The organism is Streptosporangium sp. NPDC051022, assembly GCF_040683035.1.
GTDB lineage: Bacteria > Actinomycetota > Actinomycetes > Streptosporangiales > Streptosporangiaceae > Streptosporangium.
The window spans coordinates 841,697-860,195 of record NZ_JBFBCF010000001.1 but is presented as its reverse complement, the minus strand read 5'-3'; the positions used below and the strand labels follow the sequence as shown (position 1 = coordinate 860,195).

Here is an 18,499-nt window from a genome sequence, read left to right as displayed (position 1 = left end):
TGACCTGCGAGGACGGCCGATCCTACCCGCCGGTAGTATCGACCGTCGTCACGATAGCGTCACAGTACGGTGATAGCCCTCCACTTTCCGGAGGGTCCGCACCCGCTCAGACGATCGCGATCCCCGCGACCGGCTCGGTCACGCTGGGACGCTGTCCCTCCCAGAGCGCGGTCAGCGCGGTCGCCGCCATGAAGCGCACGCCGTTGGCGATGCAGGCCTCGTCCACGTCGAAGGTGCCCTGGTGGATGTCGCCGAGGTGCGCCGACCCCGGGGTACGGGTGCCCAGCCGGGCGAAGGCGCCGGGGATGGACTCGAGGTACCAGCCGAAGTCCTCGCCCCCGAGGCTCTGCTGCGTCGGCTCCACCGAGCCCTCGCCCAGCACGCCTCCGGCGGCCTCGGCCAGCATCTGCACGCTGACCTCGTCGTTGACCACCGGCGGCACGCCCCGGACGTAGTCCATGCTCGCCTCGACACCGTAGGCGCCCGCGACGGACTCCAGCAGGGCCTTGATCATGTCGGGGGCCGCGTGCCAGGCCTGCTCGTCCAGGCAGCGCACGGTGCCTTCGGCGAGACCCTCGTCCGGGATCGCGTTCGCGACCGAACCGGCCTCGACCCGGCCCCAGACCAGGCTCAGCGACGAGCGCGGGTCCACCCGGCGGGAGAGCGCGGCGGGCAGCTCGGTGAGGATCTTGGCGAGGGCGAAGACCAGGTCCGCGGTGAGGTGCGGCCGGGCGGTGTGGCCGCCGGGACCGCTCACCCGGACGAAGACCTTGTCGCAGGCCGAGGTGATCGGCCCGGTCTTGAGCCCGACCTTGCCGACGTCGACCCGGGGGTCGCAGTGCAGGCCGAAGATGCGGTCGACGCCGCTGATGCCGCCCGCGGCCATGACCTCCAGGGCACCGCCGGGCAGTTCCTCGGCGGGCTGGAAGATCAGCCGGACCCGGCCGGGCAGCAGTCCCGCCTCGGCCTGGCGGGCGAGGAAGAGCGAGGTGCCGAGCAGGATCGTGGTGTGCACGTCGTGGCCGCAGGCGTGGCACACGCCGGGGACCGTCGAGCTGTAGGCGACGTCCTTCTCGTCCGGCACGGGCAGCGCGTCGATGTCGGCGCGCAGCGCGACGGTCGGCCCGTCGCCGCTGCCCACCTCGCAGATCAGGCCGGTGCCGCGCGGCAGCACGGAGGGCGCGAGCCCGGCCGCCGTCAGGCGGTCGGCGATGCGCTGCGTCGTCCGGTATTCGGCGAAAGCGAGCTCGGGATGCATGTGCAGGTCACGACGGAAGCCGATCAGCTCCTGCTCTGCCCCGGCGAGGAACGTGTCGAGTTCTCCCCGCAGATTACGCCCCCGCATTGGTCACCGTCCTATTCCGCGCCGGCAGCCTTGATCTTCGACGCTCCGTGCCACTGCCCCGAATCAGGCGATCCATGAAGCAGCCCCGAAAAAAGCGATCGCCGCACCGGTGAGCCTGAGGGGGTGCTCAGGGCCGTGCCAGCGCGGGCCGATGAACCGCCAGCACGGGAGCGGCAGGCCGGTCAGTGGCCACCGGCGTGTTGACGATGCCTTCGACTGTATCCCTCCTCCGACATAGCTCGCCGTCATCTCCGCCAAATGTTTTGCCGTCCCACCCTCTCCCTGGGCGCCTCCTGACCCACTTGAACCACGGGTGATGACCCGGATTGACTACCGGCGCGATAGCCGTGGGCGGAGGGCTCCCGTCCGGCGACGGCCGGGGCACGGCCCCGTTGAAACATCGGAGACCTGGCAACTTCCGTGACCTCAGGTGCCGGTCATCGAACCAGACGGAGTGATGCAAATAGGAGGACTGCGTGTTTAACTCCGCTTATGATCACTAACATCCCGTTCACGAAGAAGCATTCACAATTAAGCATCTTCGAACCGGACGAAGGCACCTTAGTGATCGTCCCGTCACTGTCACTCCCCCAGGACGAATTACGCAGGATCACGGGCGCCCTGTGCTACGAGGAACGGCTGCTCTTCCTCCTGCTCACCCTCAGGAAACCGGGCGTCAAGGTGGTGTACCTGTCCTCGGCACCGGTGGACACCGCGATAGTGGACTACTACCTGAGCTTCCTCGACGACCCCGGCGAGGCCCGCTCCCGGCTACAAATGATCAGTTTGGACGATCCCTGCCGGCAGCCCCTCACCGCCTCGGTCCTGCGCAGCCCGGACCTCGTCGCCAGGATCCGCGCGGCGCTCGGCGGAACCCCCGACGCCTGGATGGTGCCCTTCGTCGTCAGCGAGGACGAGGAACGGCTCGCGGAGATCCTGAACCTGCCGATCTACGGCCCCGCCACCTCGCTGGCCCACCTGGGATCCAAGAGCGGCGGACGGATGGTCGCCGAGGCGGCCGGGGTGCCGGTGGCCAGGGGCTTCTCCGACCTGCGCTCGCTGACCGAGGTCGAACACGCCGCCCGCGCCCTGAGCCCCGCGGCCAGGCTGATGGTCAAGCTCAACAACAGCTACTCGGGTCTGGGCAACGCCGTCGTGACCAGGGGCGACCAGCCCGTCGCCGCGAGCCCGACGAGTTTCTCCGCCCCGGACGAGACCTGGGCGACGTTCGCCGAGAAGATCGCCGAACGGGGCGCCGTACTGGAGGAGTTCATCGAGGAGCGGCCGCTGCACTCCCCGAGCGCCCTGGCCAGGATCACCCCCGGCGGCGGCTACCACGTGGTCGCCACGCACGAACAGGTCCTCGGCGGCCGGAACAACGACGTCTACAAGGGCTGCGTCTTCCCCGCCAGGGCCGAGTACCGCGCCGAGGTGGAGGAGTGCGCCCGGCGGATCGCCGGGGCCCTGGCCGACCGCGGGGTGGTCGGGCTGTTCGGCGTGGACTTCTTCGCCGTCAAGACCGACGCCGGGTACCGCGCACTGCTGTGCGAGATCAACCTGCGCATCGGCGGCACCACCCACCCGTTCGGCGCCGCGCTGCTCACCACCGGCGCCTCCTACGACCCCGCGACCGGCACGCTGATGCGCGACGGCCGCCCCAAGCACTACGTGGCGACCGACAACTGCGCCGCCGGGCACCTGCTGGGCCGCACCCCGGCCGAGATCGTCAAGCTGGTCGACGCCGGCGGGCTCGGCTTCGACCGCGAGAGCCGCACGGGGAACGTGCTGCACCTGCTCGGCGCGCTTCGCGAGCACGGCAAGCTCGGCTTCACCAGCATCGGGAACTCGGCGGAGGAGGCCGCCGAGCTACACCGGAGGACGCTGCGGACGCTTTGCCAGCCCACGTAGGCCGAGCACGCCGAGCACGATCGCCACGATGATGTTGACCCCGATCAGGATGCCGTGCACCACGTAGAACGCCGTCGGATGACCGTCGGCGAGGTTGAAGCCGAGGTTTATCCATTCGAAGATCATGAAAACCGCCACGCCGACCAGGAGTCCGGCGATCTTTCGCGACATTTGCATGGCTTCAGTATTCCGTCCCACCATTCCGCCCTGATCAGGGCGTCGTGCACGTGTTGCGAATGTGCACGAAGCTACCCTGAGAGCACTATGGGGATGAGACATGTCGCGCCCGTCGGGGTGCTGCTGGCGGCGAACGTCCTGCTGGGGGTTCCCGCACACGCCGGTGGCGAGGCCGTCGCCGGCACCGCGCACGCCGACAACGGGGCGCACGCCGACAACGGGCCCATCGGCGGCACCGCGCTCGGCGGACGGGGCGTCGTCGCCCCCTCGGGGATGAAGGCACCGCCCAAGACCTCGGCGAAGGCCTATGTGATCGCCGACGCCGAGACCGGGGACGTGCTCGCCGCCAAGGACCCGCACGGGCGCTATCTTCCGGCGAGCACGCTCAAGACGCTGACCGCGCTCACCCTCATCCCCAAGCTCGACAAGAAGATGAAGGTCAGGCCGAGCAGTCGCGCGGTGAACGAGGAGGGCAGCGCCGTCGGCCTGGTCTCCAAGCCCCTGTACACCGTGGACGACCTCTTCAGGGCGCTGATGCTGGTCTCGGGCAACGACTGCGCGATGGCGCTGGCCGAGGCGAACGGCGGCCTGGCCAAGACCCTGCGGGACATGAACGCCGAGGCCAAGCGGTTGCAGGCCTACGACACCGTGGCCAAGACGCCCAGCGGGCTGGACAAGCCCGGCCAGAGCAGCTCCGCCTACGACCTGGCGCTGATCGCCCGGGCCGGGCTGGCCAACAGCGACTTCCAGCGCTACACCAGCACGAGGACCGGCCGGTTCCCCGCACCCAAGGGCTACTACGAGATCGGCAACCACAACAAGCTGCTCTGGCGCTACAAGGGCATGATCGGCGTCAAGAACGGCTGGACGTCCAAGGCCCTGGGCAGCTTCGTCGGCGCGGCCAAGCGGAACGGCCACACCGTCATCGTGGTGATCATGCGGCACGAGGGCTACTTCTGGGAGGAGGTCGCGGGCCTGCTCGACTGGGGATTCGCCGCCCGGGGCAGGGTCGTCCCGGTCGGCAAACTGGTCGACCCGCTTCCCGAGGCCGCCCCCACCCCGACCGGCCAGGCCGCGCCGCCCGCGCCGCCCCCGGCCGCCGCCCCACGCGCCGCCGAGAACACCCGGGACGGGAAGCAGGGTCCGCCCGTCGTCCTCTACGTGCTCGGCGCGGGCCTGCTCGGCGGCGTCGCCTGGCTGGTGTACGGCCTGCGCCGACGTTCCCGCGAGGCGGCCTCCGACTCCTGAACCGGCACCCGCGAGGCGGGCCGCCGTCTCCGGCCCACCTCCTCCGGTCCACCGTCTCCGAGCCGCCCCCGCGAGGCGGCCCCGGCTCCCCGGCTCCCCGGCTCCCCGGCTCCCCGGCCCGCGAGGAGCGGAGGACGGGGGATGGGGGATGGAGGGACGGGGGTGGGGTTCTCCTCACCGTTTTCCGGGATACCTCGCCCATGTCAGCCGACGCCCGCAGTCCCTAACGTGGGGTCCATGAACGACGTCGAGGTGCTCACCCCCTGGCACCGGATCCGCGCCCACTGGTCGGCGCCGACCTGGCTGCGCACCGCCCACGTGGTGACCGGGGTGCCGATCGCCCTGGCGGCCCTGGCCGTGATCCTGGGCCTGGTGGCGGCCTCGGTGGTGCTGGTGTGGACGCTGGTGGTCCCGGTGGTGGCGCTGTCACTGCTCACCTGGGCGGTGCCGCTGTTCACCCGGCTGCAACGGGCCCGCTTCCAGGCCTTCCTCGGCGTGGAGATCCCCCGGCTGCCGCGGCCGCAGGGCACCCGCAACCCCCTGGGGCGGCTGGTACGCGCGGCGCGGACCGGCAACACCTGGCGGCAGCTCGCCTACCATCTGCTGGCACCGCTGATCGGCCTGGTCGGTTTCCTCGGGGTGGTCACCGCCTGGGCGGCCTGCCTGGTCGCGATCGGCGCCGCCGTGCACCTGTGGCGCGTCGGCGGCGCCTGGTACGCCGCGCTGCCGGCGGGAGTCGCGCTGGCGCTGCTCGTCGCGGTGCCGTGGGTGACGCGCGGGATCACGGCGCTGGACGTCATCGCCGCCGAGGCCCTGCTCGGCCCCAACACGAGCGACCTGCTGGCCCAGCGGGTCGAGTCCCTGCGCGAGAGCCGCGCCGAGGTGGTCGACGCGGCGGACGCCGAGCGCCGCCGCCTCGAAAGGGACCTGCACGACGGCGCCCAGCAGCGGCTGGTGTCGCTGGCGATGAACCTGGGCATGGCCCGCGCCACCCTCACCGACCTGCCCGACCCGGCCCGCGAGGTGCTCGTCAACGCGCACGAGGAGGCCAAACAGGCGCTCAAGGAGCTGCGCGACCTCGTGCGCGGCCTGCATCCGGCCGTGCTCAACGACCAGGGCCTGGACGCGGCGCTGTCCGGCGTCGCCGCGCGGGCCCCCTTCCCGGTGAGGCTCAACGTCGACGTGCCCGAACGCGCCTCCCCGACCGTCGAGGCCGTGGCCTTCTTCGTGGTCTCCGAGGCGCTCACCAACATCGCCAAACACGCCCGGGCGTCCAGGGCCGAGGTCGTCGTCCGCCACCGTGACGGGTCGCTCCGCCTGAGCGTCCACGACGACGGCCGGGGCGGTGCCCGCCTGAACGGCGGCACCGGGCTGCGCGGGCTGGCCCAGCGGGTCGGGTCCGTCGACGGAACCCTGGACATCGACAGCCCGGCGGGCGGTCCGACCACCATCACCGTGGAGTTGCCGTGCGAGTGATCCTTGCCGAGGACTCGGTCCTGCTCAGAGAGGGGCTCGTCCGGCTGCTCGCCACCGCCGACATGCATGTCGTCGCCGCGGTGGCCGACGCGGAGGGGCTGCTGCGCGCGGTCGAGGAGCACGATCCCGACCTCGTCGTCACCGACGTGCGCATGCCGCCCTCGCACACCGACGAGGGCCTGCGCGCGGCGCTCGTGCTCCGCAGGCAGCGGCCGAGGCTGCCGATCCTCGTGCTGTCGCAGTACGTCGAGGAGCGCTACGCCACCCAGCTGCTGTCCACCGCGACCGGCGGCGTCGGCTATCTCCTGAAGGACCGGGTGGCCGACGTCGCCGAGTTCGTCGACGCCCTGCGCCGGGTCGCCGACGGCGGCACCGCCCTGGATCCCGAGGTGGTGGCCCAGCTCCTGCTGCGCGGGCGCAGCGACCCGCTCGACCGGCTGACCCGCAGGGAGTACGAGGTGCTCGCGCTGATCGCCGAGGGCCGTTCCAACACCGGGATCGCCGAGGCGCTGGTCGTCTCCGAGAGCGCCGTCGGCAAGCACATCAACAACATCTTCGCCAAGCTCGACCTGTCGGGCGCGGACAAGGACCATCGCCGGGTGCTCGCCGTACTGCGGTTTCTGAAGATCTGAAAGAGGACGTGCAATGCGGAACGGCATCAGGACCGGCTGGCTCGTCGCGGGCGGGGTGCTCAGTGTGGTCTCCGTGCTCACCGTCGCCCTGTCGGCGTGGTTCGAGCTGCGGCTGCCCCACCGCTACGACTTCGCCTATCCCGGCTCCTACGACTCCTCCGTCATCGGCACGCGGACGTCGGACGACGAGGTCACCGTCGTCCGCTCATTCGTGGCGCCGTGGGTCATCGTGGACGTCACCGGCCGGATCGGCGTCCGGGTCGTTCCCGGTACGGCAGACAGGCTCTCGGTGAGTAGGAAGGCCGCCGTGCCCCGGGTGTCCCACGAGATCAACGAGACGTGGGAGAACGGCAAGACACTGCGGATCAGGCTCGAGTGCCCGGAGACCCCGTCCTGCCTGGCCGACTACACGCTGGGCGTCCCGCCGGGGGTCCAGGTCATCATGGCGGCCCCGTCCGGGAAGACCGCGCCGTGTCCTCTCTCGGGTCCGGAGACGATCTGCCGCGCCCCGGACCCGGAGCGTCACACGGAATGAGGCGGGGCCGTCAGGACGCCCCTTCAAGCGGGGGCCCCACCTTGGGGACGGGGGTCGGCTCCGGCGGCGGCCCGAGCGTGGCGGTCTCCGTCCAGGCCGCCGCGTAGAGGATCACCCTCGCGGAGAGGTTCATCCAGAGCAGCAGGCCGACCACCACCGCGAACACCCCGTAGATGGGGTTGTTGAGCGTCCTCGACAGGATCAGCGCGGCCAGCTGCTTGAGGATTCCGAAACCGATCGCGCCCAGCAGCGCACCGCGCAGCACCACCCGGACCGGCTGTCTCGAACGGCCCAGCCAGTGCAGGACGATCCAGAACAGGACGGTGTCGGCCAGCAGGCTGACCACCAGGCCCAGGAGCCAGATGGACCAGCCTCCCGCGGTCGAGCCCCCCAGGCCCAGTTTGCCGGCGACGAACCCGCCCGCCTGGGTGGCGAAGCCGCCGATCAGCACGGAGGCGATCATCGTGATGCCCATCAGGACGAAGGCGGCCAGGTCCCTGAGCTTGGCCAGGAAGAAGTTGAGCGGCGGCTCCGTGGTCATGGACATCTGGCCGAGCGCGCCGCGCAGGGCGTCGATCGCGCCGAGCCCGGCGTAGAGCAGGCCGAGCAGACCGATGATCCCGGCGCTGGCCCGGGAGTCGGCGATCTGCTGGATGGGGAGCTGCTCCGCGAGGCCGGGGAGGTACTGGTTGATGGCGCTCTGCAGTGTCTTGATGGCGTCGGGTCGCACCGACAGGAAGTAGCCGAAGATCGCGAAGGCCAGCGCGATGATCGGGAAGAAGGACAGAAAGGCGTAGTAGGTCACCCCGCCGGCCAGCCGGTCACCGGCCTGGAGCTGGTAGCGCTGCACGGTTCTGATCAGATGGTCCAGCCACGGCCACCGGACTCGTTCCGCGGCGACCTTCGTTCTGCCCCACTCACGGACCGTGACGATCCGCTCTTGCACGCTTGTCACGTGCGTCACCTACCCAAATACCGCCGGGCCGTACGTGAAACCACACGTGAAGTGGAGCCGGCGCGGAGGCGACGGACCCGGCGGCGGGCAGGTCGGACAGGGGGCGGACGGGGATCAGACGGTGGGCAGGAAGCCCACCCGGTCGCGGACCTTGGCCATGGTCTCGGCGGCGACCGCGCGGGCCCGCGTCGCGCCGACGGCGAGCATCCGGTCGAGCTCGGCCTCGTCGGCCAGCAGCTTCTCGGTGCGCTCCCTGATCGGCGTGAAGGTGTCCACGACGACCTCGGCGACCTCCTTCTTGAAGGTGCCGTAGCCCTGCCCGGCGTAGCGGGCCTCCAGCTCGGGGATCGGCGTGCCGGTCAGCGCGGACTGGATGCGCAGCAGGTTGGTGACGCCGGGCTTGTTGTCGTCGTCGGCGCGGACCTCGGAACCGGTGTCGGTGACGGCGCGCATGACCTTCTTGCGGAGCGGCCCGGGCTGCTCCAGCAGGTCCAGGATGCCGGCGGGCGAGGAGGACGACTTGGACATCTTCGCCGTCGGATCCTGCAGGTCGGTGATCTTCTCGACGTCTTTGACGATGTGCGGCTTCGGCAGCGTGAAGGTCTCGCCGAAGCGGTGGTTGAAGCGCTGCGCGAGGTCGCGGGTGAGCTCCAGGTGCTGCTTCTGGTCGGCTCCGACCGGGACCTGGTCGGCCTGGTAGAGCAGGATGTCGGCCGCCTGCAGGATCGGGTAGGTGAACAGGCCGACGCTGGTCGAGCCCTCGCCGTATCGGGCGGACTTGTCCTTGAACTGGGTCATCCGGCCGGCCTCGCCCATGCCGGTGAGGCAGATCAGCACCCAGGCCAGCTCGCTGTGCTCGCGGACGTGGCTCTGCACGAAGACCGTGGACCGCTCGGGGTCGAGGCCCGCGGCGAAGAGCTGGGCCGCGGCGATCCTGGAGCGCCTGCGCAGCGCCTCGGGCTGGTAGTCCACCGTGATCGCGTGCAGGTCGACGACGCAGTAGAAGGCGTCGAACCCCTCCTGCATGGCGACGTACTGCCGCACGGCACCGAGATAGTTGCCCAGGTGGAAGGAGTCCGCGGTGGGCTGGATTCCGGAGAAGACACGGGGACTGGCCATAGCACGTAATTGTGTCAGCTGTCGGGAGTGTTCGGTGCCTCAGGCGCGGACACGCGGCGTTTTATCCGGACTCTTGACACCCTTCGGCCGTCCATACCGGTGACGACCAGCTCGAATCCCGGGATCTCAACCCGCTCCCCCATCGCCGGCAGGTGGCCGAGCGTCGCCATGACGAACCCGGCGAGGGTCTCGTACGGCCCCTCGGCCAGCCTGATCCCGGTCTCGGCCGCCACGACGTCGAGGTTGGCCAGCCCGTCGAGCTCCACCTCCCCGGCGGGCAGCACGACCTGCTTGTCCTTGATGTCGTGCTCATCGCGGATGTCGCCGATGAGCTCCTCGACCAGGTCCTCCAGGGTGACGATGCCGGCGGTCCCGCCGTACTCGTCGACCACGATCGCCAGGTGGTGCCCCTCTCCCCGCATCTCGGACAGCGTGGCGAGCACCCTCTTGGTGGCGGGGACGAGCTTGACCTGGCGGATCGGCACCAGCTCGCTGATCGGCTCGATCGACCCGGTCAGCACCGGGTCGAGCAGGTCCCTGATGTGGATGAACCCCACGATGTCGTCGTAGGAGTCGCGGTAGACGGGGAACCGGGAGTGCGGCATCGCCGCGGCCAGGACGGCGGCCTCGGCGAGCGGGGTGTCGGCGGCCATGAACTCCACCTCGGTGCGCGGCAGCATCACCTCGCGGAGCTGGCGCTTGCCCGCCGCGAAGACCTCCGCGATCAGGTGGCGCTCGTCGGCGGTGAGCTCCTGGTGGCCGACCACCATGTCGCGCAGTTCCTCGGTCGAGATCTCCTCCCGGTCGGTCTCGGGGTCGCCGCCGAGCAGCTTGACCACGCCGTCGGTGGACTTGGACAGCGCCCAGATGACCGGCCGCGACAGCGAGGCCAGCCGGTCGAGCAGCGGCGCGACCAGCAGCGAGATCCCCTCGGCCCGCTGCCGGGCGATCCGCTTGGGCGCCAGCTCGCCCAGCACCAGCGAGAAGTATGAGATCACCAGCGTCACCAGCACCAGGGCGAGCGGGGCGGCGATCCCCCGCGGCACTCCCCAGCCGACCACGAGGGGCAGCAGCTCCCTGGCGAGGGTGTCGGCGCCGAACGCCGCCGAGAGCATGGTCGCCACGGTCACGCCGATCTGGACGGCGGACAGGAAGCGGTTGGGGTCGTGGGCGAGCCTGGCCGCCCTCGCCCCTCTCCGTCCCCGGGTGGCGAGCCTGCGCACCTGGCTCTCCCGGAGAGAGACCATTGCCATCTCCGCGGCCGCGAAGAACCCCCCGATCAGGATGAAGACCAGGACCAGGGCGGCGTTCGCCGGGACGCTGTTCACGAGATTGTCTCCGTCATGGCCGTCGCCCGTTCCGACTGTGGCCGATATTTGATGTGCCAGCATATGCTGGCAGCGGCCGTACAAAAATAAACATATTCAAACACCCTCAAACGGGAGGCTCCGTGAAGTTGCTGGTCACCGGTGGTGCCGGATACATCGGGAGCGTCGTCGCGGCGCAGCTCGTCGAGGCGGGCCACGAGGTCACCGTGCTGGACGACCTGTCCACCGGGCACGCGGACGCCGTTCCCGCGGGCGCGCGTTTCGTCGAGGGATCGATCACCGACGCCTCCGGCGCGCTGGCCGGTGGCCTGGCCGAGATGGACGGCGTGCTGCACTTCGCGGCGAAGTCCCTGGTCGGCGAGTCCGTGGAGCGGCCCGGCCTCTACTGGAGGCACAACCTGGGCGGCACCCTGGCCCTGCTCGACGCCATGCGGGCCGCCGGGGTCGGCAGGATCGTCTTCTCCTCCACCGCCGCCACCTACGGCGAGCCGGAGCGCTCCCCGGTGCTGGAGACCGACCCCACCCGGCCGACCAACCCCTACGGCGCCTCCAAGCTCGCGGTCGACACCGCGCTGACCGCGTTCGCCGGGCTGTACGGCCTGGCCGCGGTGAGCCTGCGCTACTTCAACGTGGGCGGCGCCCACACCGCCGCGGACGGGCGGCTCTACCGCGAGCGGCACACCGTGGAGACCCACCTGATCCCTAACGTCCTCGCCGTCGCGCTCGGCGGGCGCGAGTCGGTCAACGTGTTCGGTACGGATTACCCCACGGCCGACGGGACATGCGTGCGCGACTACATCCATGTCGCCGATCTGGCCAGGGCGCACCTGCTGGCGCTGGATGCCTGCTCGGCGGGCGAACACAAGATCTACAACCTGGGCAACGGCACCGGATTCTCGGTCCGGGAGGTCCTGTCGGTCTGCCGCGAGGTCACCGGGCACGAGATCCCCGCGGTCCTGAGCGAGCGCCGGCCCGGGGACCCCGCGGTGCTGGTCGCCTCCTCCGACAAGATCCAGCGCGAGCTCGGCTGGAAGCCCGAGCACCCCTCCCTCCGCGACATCGTCGCCGACGCCTGGTCCGCCCTGCGCATCAACGCAGGCTGATGCGGGCCATGTTGTTGGCCGGGCGGCGGTCTCCCACCTGGGTCGAGTAGACCGTCGCCCTGGCCCTCGGCACCCGCCGGTGGGGCCGGCGGGCACAGTGGGCGCAGCGGGCGCGGAAGGCGAGCGTGAGTCTGACCCGGCGGCCGGAGCCGACCGCGCCCAGCGCGCAGCCGACGTAACCCGAGTAGGAATGGCACCGCGCCCCGCTGGCCGCCAGGAAGCGCGCCTTGACGGTGCGCAGGAAGACCGAGGCGTCCCGGACGATCCGGGGCCCCCGGTTGCGGACCACCGCGTTCATCGTCACCAGCCGCCCCTCCCGCGTCTTGCGCGACAGCCGGACCGCCAGGTCCGCGCCCTCGTCGACCGGGGTCAGGAGCCTGGCCTCGTTGTTCGTCTCGTCGCCGTCCACCACCTCGGAGGAGAGCGTCGCGACCGCGCTGAGCGGGCCGCGCGCCCCCGCCCGGACGATGCCGTTGATGGTCACCCCGCCGTCCGTCCCCGCCAGGACGTCCTGCTGCGAGGCACAGACCACCTCGCTGGTCGTCCTGCCGGGCAGGCACTCGGCGACGTTGACGCCCAGGACGTCGACCCCCTCCGGCAGCCGGATGACGAGCAGCGGAAGCACGGCGTCCTCGGGCCCGCCGTTGTGCACCTCGACCCGGTAGGTCAGCGGCTGTCCCGGCTGCGCGACCTCCGGCGAGGTCTCCAGCCGCACGGACAGGTCCGCCCCCCGCCTGCTCTCCCCTTCGGTCCCCGCCCGTGCCGTCTCGGGCACCCGGACCTCCGGCCCCCAGACAAGGACAAGACTGACGATTCCCGCGACGAGCCGCGCCGCACCATGCGCTGTGAACACCGATCCCCCGAACATCAGTGGTCATTCAACGCCGAGACACCCTCCCGGGGCATGGTGACACGCCGCCGGTTCACCCTCCCAAGACTTGAACCGGTTCACCCTCCCGGACGGGAAAAGGGGCCCCGGCGGACCGGGACCCCTTCGCCGGACGGTCGCGCGGACCGCCCGCCGGCTCAGATGAGGCCGAGCTCGCGGACGGCGGCGCGCTCCTCCTCCAGCTCGCGCACGGTGGCGTCGATGCGCTCGCGGGAGAAGGCGTCGATCTCCAGGCCCTGGATGATCTCCCACTTACCGTCGCGCGAGGCGACCGGGAAGGAGGAGATGAGGCCCTCGGGCACGCCGTACGAGCCGTCGGAGGGGATCGCGGCGGAGGTCCACTCGGTGCCGTTGACCCAGTCGAAGACGTGGTCGATCGCGGCGTTGGCGGCCGAGGCCGCGGAGGAGGCGCCCCTGGCCTCGATGATCGCGGCGCCGCGCTTGGCCACGGTCGGGATGAAGGTGTCGCGCAGCCAGGCGTCGTCCACCTGCTCGGCGGCGATCTTGCCGCCGACCTCGGCGTGGAACAGGTCGGGGTACTGCGTGGCGGAGTGGTTGCCCCAGATGGTCATCTTCTTGACCTCGGTGACCGGGACCTGGAGCTTGGCGGCGAGCTGGGACAGCGCGCGGTTGTGGTCGAGGCGGGTCATCGCGGTGAAGCGCTCGGCCGGGACGTCCGGGGCGTGCTGCTGGGCGATGAGCGCGTTGGTGTTGGCCGGGTTGCCGACGACCAGGACGCGGATGTCGTCCGCCGCGTTGTCGTTGATGGCCTTGCCCTGCGGGCCGAAGATGCCGCCGTTGGCCTGCAGCAGGTCGCCGCGCTCCATGCCGGCCGTACGCGGGCGGGCGCCGACCAGCAGCGCGACGCCGGTACCGTCGAACGCCTTGTTGGCGTCGTCGGTGACCTCGATGCCGCTCAGGAGCGGGAACGCGCAGTCGTCGAGCTCCATCGCGGTGCCCTCGGCGGCCTTGACCGCCTGCGGGATCTCCAGCAGGCTCAGCTTGACCGGGACGTCCGCGCCCAGCAACTGGCCCGACGCGATGCGGAACAGCAGCGCGTAGCCGATCTGACCGGCGGCGCCGGTGACGGTGACCTTTACGGGAGTCTGGGCCATGACCTTCCCCCACTCGAAGGATGAATTGTGACGCTCGGATGTTACCCGTCCACCGTCACCGGCCTTGCGGCGAGTGCCTTGATCCGGCCTCCGGGCAGTGCGATCAGCGCGACGAGGGCGACGAGCGCCCCGCTGACGGCGAGCCAGGGGACCACGGTGGCGGTCGCGGCGGCGTGCGCGGCGCGCAGCCCGTGGACGGGCGCCTCGTCCCTCATGACGGAGGCGTAGAGGGTTCCGGCGAGGGCCAGCGCGACCGAGCCGCCGATCTGCCGGAAGAAGGTCAGGTTCGCGCTCGCGGTGCCGATGAGGCGGGGCGGCACGGCGGACTGGATCGCCACGGTCAGGCCGGACAGCATCGGCCCCATGCCGAGGCCGAGGAGCGCCATCCACCCGGCCAGGGCGAGGCCCGAGGTCCCGAGCGTGATCCCGGCGCACAGCAGGGCCCCGGCCGCCATGACGAACGCCCCGCAGACCAGCCACGGCCGGTAGCGCTGGGTCCTGGACATGAGCATGCCGGTGATCGCGCTGCCGACGACCATCGCGAGCATGAGCGGGTAGATGCGCAGGCCCGACTCGGTGGCGCTGAGCCCGATGGCCTCCTGGAAGTAGCGGGGCAGGAACACCACCCCGGCGTACAGGCAGAAGGCGGTGAAGAACGAGGCCACGTTGGCCAGGCTGTAGGTCCGGTTGCGGAACAGCTCCAGGGGGATGATCGGCTGCTCCGCCCCGCGCTCGACGAGGACGAACAGCGCCAGGAGCAGGACCGAGGCCACGATGGGCCACAGCACGGGCCCGCTGGTCCAGGTGTGGCCGTCCAGCCCCTTCTCGGTCAGGCCGATCAGCAGCGCGCCGATCGCCACGCTGAAGACGGCGATGCCGAGGTAGTCGGGACGGGCACCGCGCCCCTGGCCCGCCACGCGCGGCAGCCGGGCGACGATGATCGCGATGAGGGCTGCGCCGATGGGGAGGTTGACCAGGAAGGCCCAGCGCCAGCTCGCCTGGTCGGTGAAGACGCCGCCGAGGAAGGGGCCGGCGATGTAGCTCAGGCCCATCACCCCGCCCATCGCGCCCTGGACCTGGCCGCTCTTGCCCGGCGGGAACAGGTCGGCGACCAGGGCCAGGGAGAGCGGCAGCAGCGCCCCCGCGCCCAGTCCCTGCAGCGCGCGGAAGGCGATGAGCTGGCCCATGTCCTGTGCCGCCCCGCACAGGACCGAGCCGAGCAGGAACAGCACGATGCCGGTGAGCAGCAGCGGCTTGCGGCCGTAGGTGTCCGACAGCCTGCCGTACAGGGGGACGGTGATCGTGGAGGTCAGCAGGTACGCCGTCACGACCCAGGTGTACAGCCCGGCGCCGCCGAGCTCCTGGGTGATCCGGGGCAGCGCGGTGCCGACGATCGTCTGGTCGAGCATCGCGAGAAACATTCCACCGAGTACGGCGAGCGTGAGCAGCCCGTTCTTGGGGCGATTCGCCACGGGAGGGGTTGATACGTCAGTAGACACATGTCGATATTGACGTGTCAGTTTTGACATGTCAATCCGTAGCTATGATGGGGAGATGTCACTTCGGATCGCACTTCTCGGCCTGCTGACCGCGGCCGGCCCCGCCAGCGGCTACGACCTGACGAAACTCTTCGAGAGCTCGATCAGCAACGCCTGGCAGGCGCGGCACAGCCAGATCTATCCGGAGCTGAACAAGATGGCCGCCGACGGCCTGGTCACGGTCGAGGAGGAGGGACCTCGCGGCCGGAAGACCTACACGATCACCGAGGAGGGCTCACGGGAGCTGCGCGCGTGGCTGCTCACCAAGGCGCCGAGCCGCCTCTACCGCAGCGAGGGGGCGCTGCGCGCGTTCCTGCTGCCCATGCTGGAGCCGGACGAGGCGGTGGCGCTGCTGCGCGCGGAGGTGACGGCCTACGAGACCAGGCTGGCCGAGCTGGAGACCATCCACGCGGCCAAGTCGTCGCAGAAGAAGTCCGACTTCGGGGTGTACGCCCTGGATCTGGGCCTGCGCCAGACGCGGATGATGCGCGACTGGGCCCTGGAGACCGCGGACCGGATCGAGGAGGCTAGCCGCAACCGGCCATGACGGGAACGTCGTTCTCCCTGGTGGGGAAGTCGACCCTGGAGAAGTAGGTGTCGAGCAGCCTGTTCACGGTGCCGTCGCGGTAGAGGCTCACGATCGCGCCCTGCACGGCCTTGCAGGTGCGGCTGTCGCCCTTCCTGATCGCCACCGCGTAGCGCTCGTCGGTGAGCTTCAGCCCGACCACCCTGTAGCGGATGGCCGCCCGGTCGGCGAAGCCCGCCAGCAGCAGGTCGTCACCGGGGACCGCGTCCACATCACCGGCCAGGATCTTGTCCATGCACTCGGCGTAGTTGCCGGCGGGGATCAGCTCGAACCGCTTCACCCGCTGCTGCAGGACGGCGATCGAGGCGCTGGCCGACGGCTGGCAGACCCGCTTGCCCTCCAGGTCGGCGAGGGAGGTGATCGAGGAGCCGCTCTTGACGAGCACGTCGACGTGGGCCAGGTAGTACGGCCCGGCGAACGTGACGTCGTCCGTCTTGTTGATCGAGTAGGTCGAGACGACCAGGTCGACGTCGCCCGACGCCAGCAGCTTCGGCCGCTCCTCCCGCCTCGTGGCCCGGAAGGTCACCCCGCCGGCCGGCACCCCCAGCTTCTTGGCGATCTCGGTCGCCAGGGCGACCTCGAACCCCTTCCACGTGCCGCCGTCGTTCAACGCGACGCCCGGCAGGGTGTCGCGCAGGCCGATGGTCAGCCTGTGGGTGCCGCTCGCCTTGTCCACGACCGAGGAGAAGCCGCCCGTGGCCGAGGCACCGGGGGTGGGGCCGACCTGCGGCTGCGCGCCGAACCCCGGCAGCCGGCCCGTGAAGTACAGGGCCGCGCCCGCGCCGCCGACCAGCAGGAGTGCCACGACGACCGCGATCCAGCGGCCCCGGTGCGAGCGTTTCGGCGTGCCCGGGTCCGCGTTCCGGCTGGGAAACGTCGCCTGCCAGTTCGGCGGCGGGATGTCCGCCGCGGGCTCGCCGTAGTGCGGGGACGGCGCGCTCTCGCCGTAGGCCGGAAGGCGCGGCGACTCCCCGTACGCCGGGGACACAGCAGGAGACACAGCCGGAGACACGGCCGGGGACACAGGGGACCCACCGTAGGCGGAGGACGACGGGGGCTCTCCGTAGGCCGGAGGCCGGGAGGGGTCCCCGTAGGCCGGGGAGGAGGGGCGCTCGCCGTACGCCGGGGACGACGGGCGCTCACGGTGGGCCTGGGACGGCGAGGAGTCGCCGCGGCCCGGGGACGGCGGGCGTTCCCCGTGGACCGGGGGCCGGGCGTGCGGGGTACGCCCGGGAGACGACGGGCGCTCGCCGCGGCCCGGGATCGAGACGTACTGGACGTGGTCCAGGGAGGGCGGCTCCACGCGCTCCGGGGAGGGGCTCGGCGACTCGCCCGCGAGGGACCGTGGCCTCCCGGCGCCCTCCGGGGCGGGAGGCTGCTCGCCGTACCCCGGGGCGGGGGGCTGCTCGCCGTGCCCCGGGTGCGGCGCGCGGACCCCGGTGGACGGCACGGGCGGGCCGCTCCGCGTGGACCGGCCGGAGAAGGCCTCCGGTATCCGTATGGGGCTGGTGGGGTCGTCGGGGCCCGCGATCTGCGCCCCCTCGTTGAGCACGGCGGACGAGGCGCTCAGGTCGTCGGGGCGGCCGAGCAGCCGCAGCAGGAGCTGGTCGGCCGAGGGACGCTCGGCGGCCGCCTTGGCCAGCGCCGCGCGGACCACGCCGCGCAACGGCTCCGGCATGGCCTCGACGTCCACCTCGTGGGTGAGGATGCGGCTCAGCACCACCGCGATCGAGCCGCCCGCGAACACCGTCTCCCCCGTCGCGGCGAACGCGACGGTCGCGCCCCAGGAGAAGACGTCGGAGTGCGGGCCGACGTCACCGCCGGAGATCTGCTCGGGCGCCATGTAGGCGGGGGTGCCGATGGCCCGGCTGGTGATCGTGCCGGTCGAGTCGATGATGCGGGCGATGCCGAAGTCCACGACCCGCGGCCCGTCGGCGGCGATGAGCACGTTGTCCGGTTTGAAGTCTCGGTGCACGATCGCGGCGTGGTGGATGGCGGTGAGCGCGGTCGCCGTGCCGATCGCCAGCCGCTGCAGCGCGGTGCCGCGGAGCGGCCCCTCGCTCTCCACGACCTCCCGCAGCGACCGCCCCTCGATGTACTCGCTCGCGATGTAGGGGGTGTCGCCTTCGAGGTCGACCTCGATCACACCCGCCGTGCAGAAGGAGGCGACCCGCTGCGCCGCCCGCGCCTCCCTGGCGAACCGGGACCTGGCGATCGCGTCACCGGAGAACTTCACGTGCAGCAGCTTGATCGCCGCCCGCTCTCCCGAGGCGTTCTCGCCCAGGTAGACGACCCCCTGACCGCCCTCGCCGATCCGGCCGGCGATGCCGAACTGCCCGAGCCGTCGCGGCTCTCCCGCCTCCAGCGGCGCGATCTGCGGCATCATCGTCCTCACGATCCGGTGACTCCCCGACGAGCCAAACTTTACGATGCCCTGCCCCCGCCCCCGTCGCGTTACTCTCAGACACCCCCGCATCCCGTACGGCCGGTGGCCCGCGAACGACGGCCCGGACGTCGGGAACATCAGACACGCCGACCCACTCGA

At 71.1% G+C, this 18,499-nt stretch carries 16 protein-coding genes; 7 read left to right on the top strand and 9 right to left on the bottom strand.

Translation table 11 applies throughout. The annotated features are described in order from the left end of the window. Positions 1 to 106 precede the first annotated feature (106 nt). Positions 107 to 1,345, bottom strand: coding sequence for an amidohydrolase (locus tag AB0N02_RS04030; protein ID WP_363942386.1), 1,239 nt, complete (start codon positions 1,343 to 1,345; stop codon positions 107 to 109). Positions 1,346 to 1,909: 564 nt separating this feature from the next. On the opposite strand from AB0N02_RS04030, the gene AB0N02_RS04025 reads away from it, so the two are divergent. Continuing rightward, entirely contained in the window at positions 1,910 to 3,253 is a 1,344-nt protein-coding gene (locus tag AB0N02_RS04025; protein WP_363942384.1) for a peptide ligase PGM1-related protein, read from the top strand. Here AB0N02_RS04025 and AB0N02_RS04020 read toward each other — a convergent pair. After that, a complete protein-coding gene (locus AB0N02_RS04020; protein ID WP_363942383.1) occupies positions 3,212 to 3,430 on the bottom strand; it encodes a hypothetical protein in 219 nt (72 codons plus the stop codon). The genes AB0N02_RS04025 and AB0N02_RS04020 overlap by 42 nt on opposite strands. A 93-nt stretch (positions 3,431 to 3,523) precedes the next feature. Between AB0N02_RS04020 and AB0N02_RS04015 the strand changes: the two genes are divergently transcribed. The 4 genes from AB0N02_RS04015 (at position 3,524) to AB0N02_RS04000 (ending at position 7,321) form a co-directional block, all read left to right on the top strand. Then, complete coding sequence (locus tag AB0N02_RS04015) at positions 3,524 to 4,678, top strand: D-alanyl-D-alanine carboxypeptidase (RefSeq protein WP_363942380.1); 1,155 nt, start codon at positions 3,524 to 3,526, stop codon at positions 4,676 to 4,678. Positions 4,679 to 4,915: 237 nt separating this feature from the next. Beyond that, on the top strand, positions 4,916 to 6,154 hold the full coding sequence (locus AB0N02_RS04010) for a sensor histidine kinase (protein ID WP_363942378.1): 1,239 nt from the start codon (positions 4,916 to 4,918) through the stop codon (positions 6,152 to 6,154). Next, positions 6,145 to 6,786: a response regulator transcription factor gene (locus AB0N02_RS04005; RefSeq protein ID WP_363942376.1), complete on the top strand. Its 642-nt coding sequence runs from the start codon at positions 6,145 to 6,147 to the stop codon at positions 6,784 to 6,786. Before AB0N02_RS04010 ends, AB0N02_RS04005 begins: the two co-directional genes overlap by 10 nt. Positions 6,787 to 6,799: 13 nt before the next feature. Beyond that, positions 6,800 to 7,321 (top strand): hypothetical protein, encoded by a 522-nt coding sequence (locus AB0N02_RS04000; protein WP_363942373.1) that lies wholly within the window; start codon positions 6,800 to 6,802, stop codon positions 7,319 to 7,321. 10 nt (positions 7,322 to 7,331) lie between these two features. On the opposite strand, the gene AB0N02_RS03995 is transcribed toward AB0N02_RS04000, so the two are convergent. The 3 genes from AB0N02_RS03995 to AB0N02_RS03985 all read right to left on the bottom strand — a co-directional run bounded on the left by AB0N02_RS03995 (position 7,332) and on the right by AB0N02_RS03985 (position 10,723). Continuing rightward, positions 7,332 to 8,276, bottom strand: coding sequence for a YihY/virulence factor BrkB family protein (locus AB0N02_RS03995; RefSeq protein WP_363942370.1), 945 nt, complete (start codon positions 8,274 to 8,276; stop codon positions 7,332 to 7,334). Positions 8,277 to 8,390: 114 nt separating this feature from the next. After that, a complete protein-coding gene (gene trpS, locus AB0N02_RS03990; protein WP_363942368.1) occupies positions 8,391 to 9,395 on the bottom strand; it encodes a tryptophan--tRNA ligase in 1,005 nt (334 codons plus the stop codon). 14 nt (positions 9,396 to 9,409) lie between these two features. Beyond that, complete coding sequence (locus tag AB0N02_RS03985) at positions 9,410 to 10,723, bottom strand: hemolysin family protein (protein ID WP_363942366.1); 1,314 nt, start codon at positions 10,721 to 10,723, stop codon at positions 9,410 to 9,412. A 122-nt stretch (positions 10,724 to 10,845) separates the two neighbouring features. On the opposite strand from AB0N02_RS03985, the gene galE reads away from it, so the two are divergent. Further along, complete coding sequence (galE, locus tag AB0N02_RS03980) at positions 10,846 to 11,826, top strand: UDP-glucose 4-epimerase GalE (RefSeq protein ID WP_363942364.1); 981 nt, start codon at positions 10,846 to 10,848, stop codon at positions 11,824 to 11,826. Here galE and AB0N02_RS03975 read toward each other — a convergent pair. From AB0N02_RS03975 to AB0N02_RS03965, 3 genes are all read right to left on the bottom strand, one after another. Then, positions 11,813 to 12,679: a hypothetical protein gene (locus tag AB0N02_RS03975; RefSeq protein WP_363942362.1), complete on the bottom strand. Its 867-nt coding sequence runs from the start codon at positions 12,677 to 12,679 to the stop codon at positions 11,813 to 11,815. The two genes, galE and AB0N02_RS03975, sit on opposite strands and share 14 nt — an antisense overlap. 173 nt (positions 12,680 to 12,852) lie before the next feature. Then, entirely contained in the window at positions 12,853 to 13,830 is a 978-nt protein-coding gene (locus AB0N02_RS03970; protein WP_363942360.1) for a malate dehydrogenase, read from the bottom strand. A 41-nt stretch (positions 13,831 to 13,871) separates the two neighbouring features. After that, on the bottom strand, positions 13,872 to 15,302 hold the full coding sequence (locus tag AB0N02_RS03965; protein WP_363942358.1) for an MDR family MFS transporter: 1,431 nt from the start codon (positions 15,300 to 15,302) through the stop codon (positions 13,872 to 13,874). 82 nt (positions 15,303 to 15,384) lie between these two features. Between AB0N02_RS03965 and AB0N02_RS03960 the strand changes: the two genes are divergently transcribed. Further along, positions 15,385 to 15,915 carry a PadR family transcriptional regulator gene (locus AB0N02_RS03960; RefSeq protein WP_363942356.1) on the top strand — a complete coding sequence of 177 codons (531 nt, stop codon included), beginning with the start codon at positions 15,385 to 15,387 and terminating at the stop codon, positions 15,913 to 15,915. Here the strand turns inward: AB0N02_RS03960 and AB0N02_RS03955 are convergent. Continuing rightward, positions 15,896 to 18,340: a transporter substrate-binding domain-containing protein gene (locus tag AB0N02_RS03955; protein WP_363942520.1), complete on the bottom strand. Its 2,445-nt coding sequence runs from the start codon at positions 18,338 to 18,340 to the stop codon at positions 15,896 to 15,898. The genes AB0N02_RS03960 and AB0N02_RS03955 overlap by 20 nt on opposite strands. Positions 18,341 to 18,499: the final 159 nt, after the last annotated feature.

Coding starts and splice junctions, on each gene's coding strand:
- AB0N02_RS04030 (WP_363942386.1), bottom strand. CDS start 1,345: ATGCGGGGGCGTAATCTGCGGGGAGAACTCGACACGTTCCTCGCCGGG.
- AB0N02_RS04020 (WP_363942383.1), bottom strand. CDS start 3,430: ATGCAAATGTCGCGAAAGATCGCCGGACTCCTGGTCGGCGTGGCGGTT.
- AB0N02_RS04015 (WP_363942380.1), top strand. CDS start 3,524: ATGAGACATGTCGCGCCCGTCGGGGTGCTGCTGGCGGCGAACGTCCTG.
- AB0N02_RS04010 (WP_363942378.1), top strand. CDS start 4,916: ATGAACGACGTCGAGGTGCTCACCCCCTGGCACCGGATCCGCGCCCAC.
- AB0N02_RS04000 (WP_363942373.1), top strand. CDS start 6,800: ATGCGGAACGGCATCAGGACCGGCTGGCTCGTCGCGGGCGGGGTGCTC.
- trpS (WP_363942368.1), bottom strand. CDS start 9,395: ATGGCCAGTCCCCGTGTCTTCTCCGGAATCCAGCCCACCGCGGACTCC.
- AB0N02_RS03970 (WP_363942360.1), bottom strand. CDS start 13,830: ATGGCCCAGACTCCCGTAAAGGTCACCGTCACCGGCGCCGCCGGTCAG.
- AB0N02_RS03960 (WP_363942356.1), top strand. CDS start 15,385: ATGTCACTTCGGATCGCACTTCTCGGCCTGCTGACCGCGGCCGGCCCC.
- AB0N02_RS03955 (WP_363942520.1), bottom strand. CDS start 18,340: ATGATGCCGCAGATCGCGCCGCTGGAGGCGGGAGAGCCGCGACGGCTC.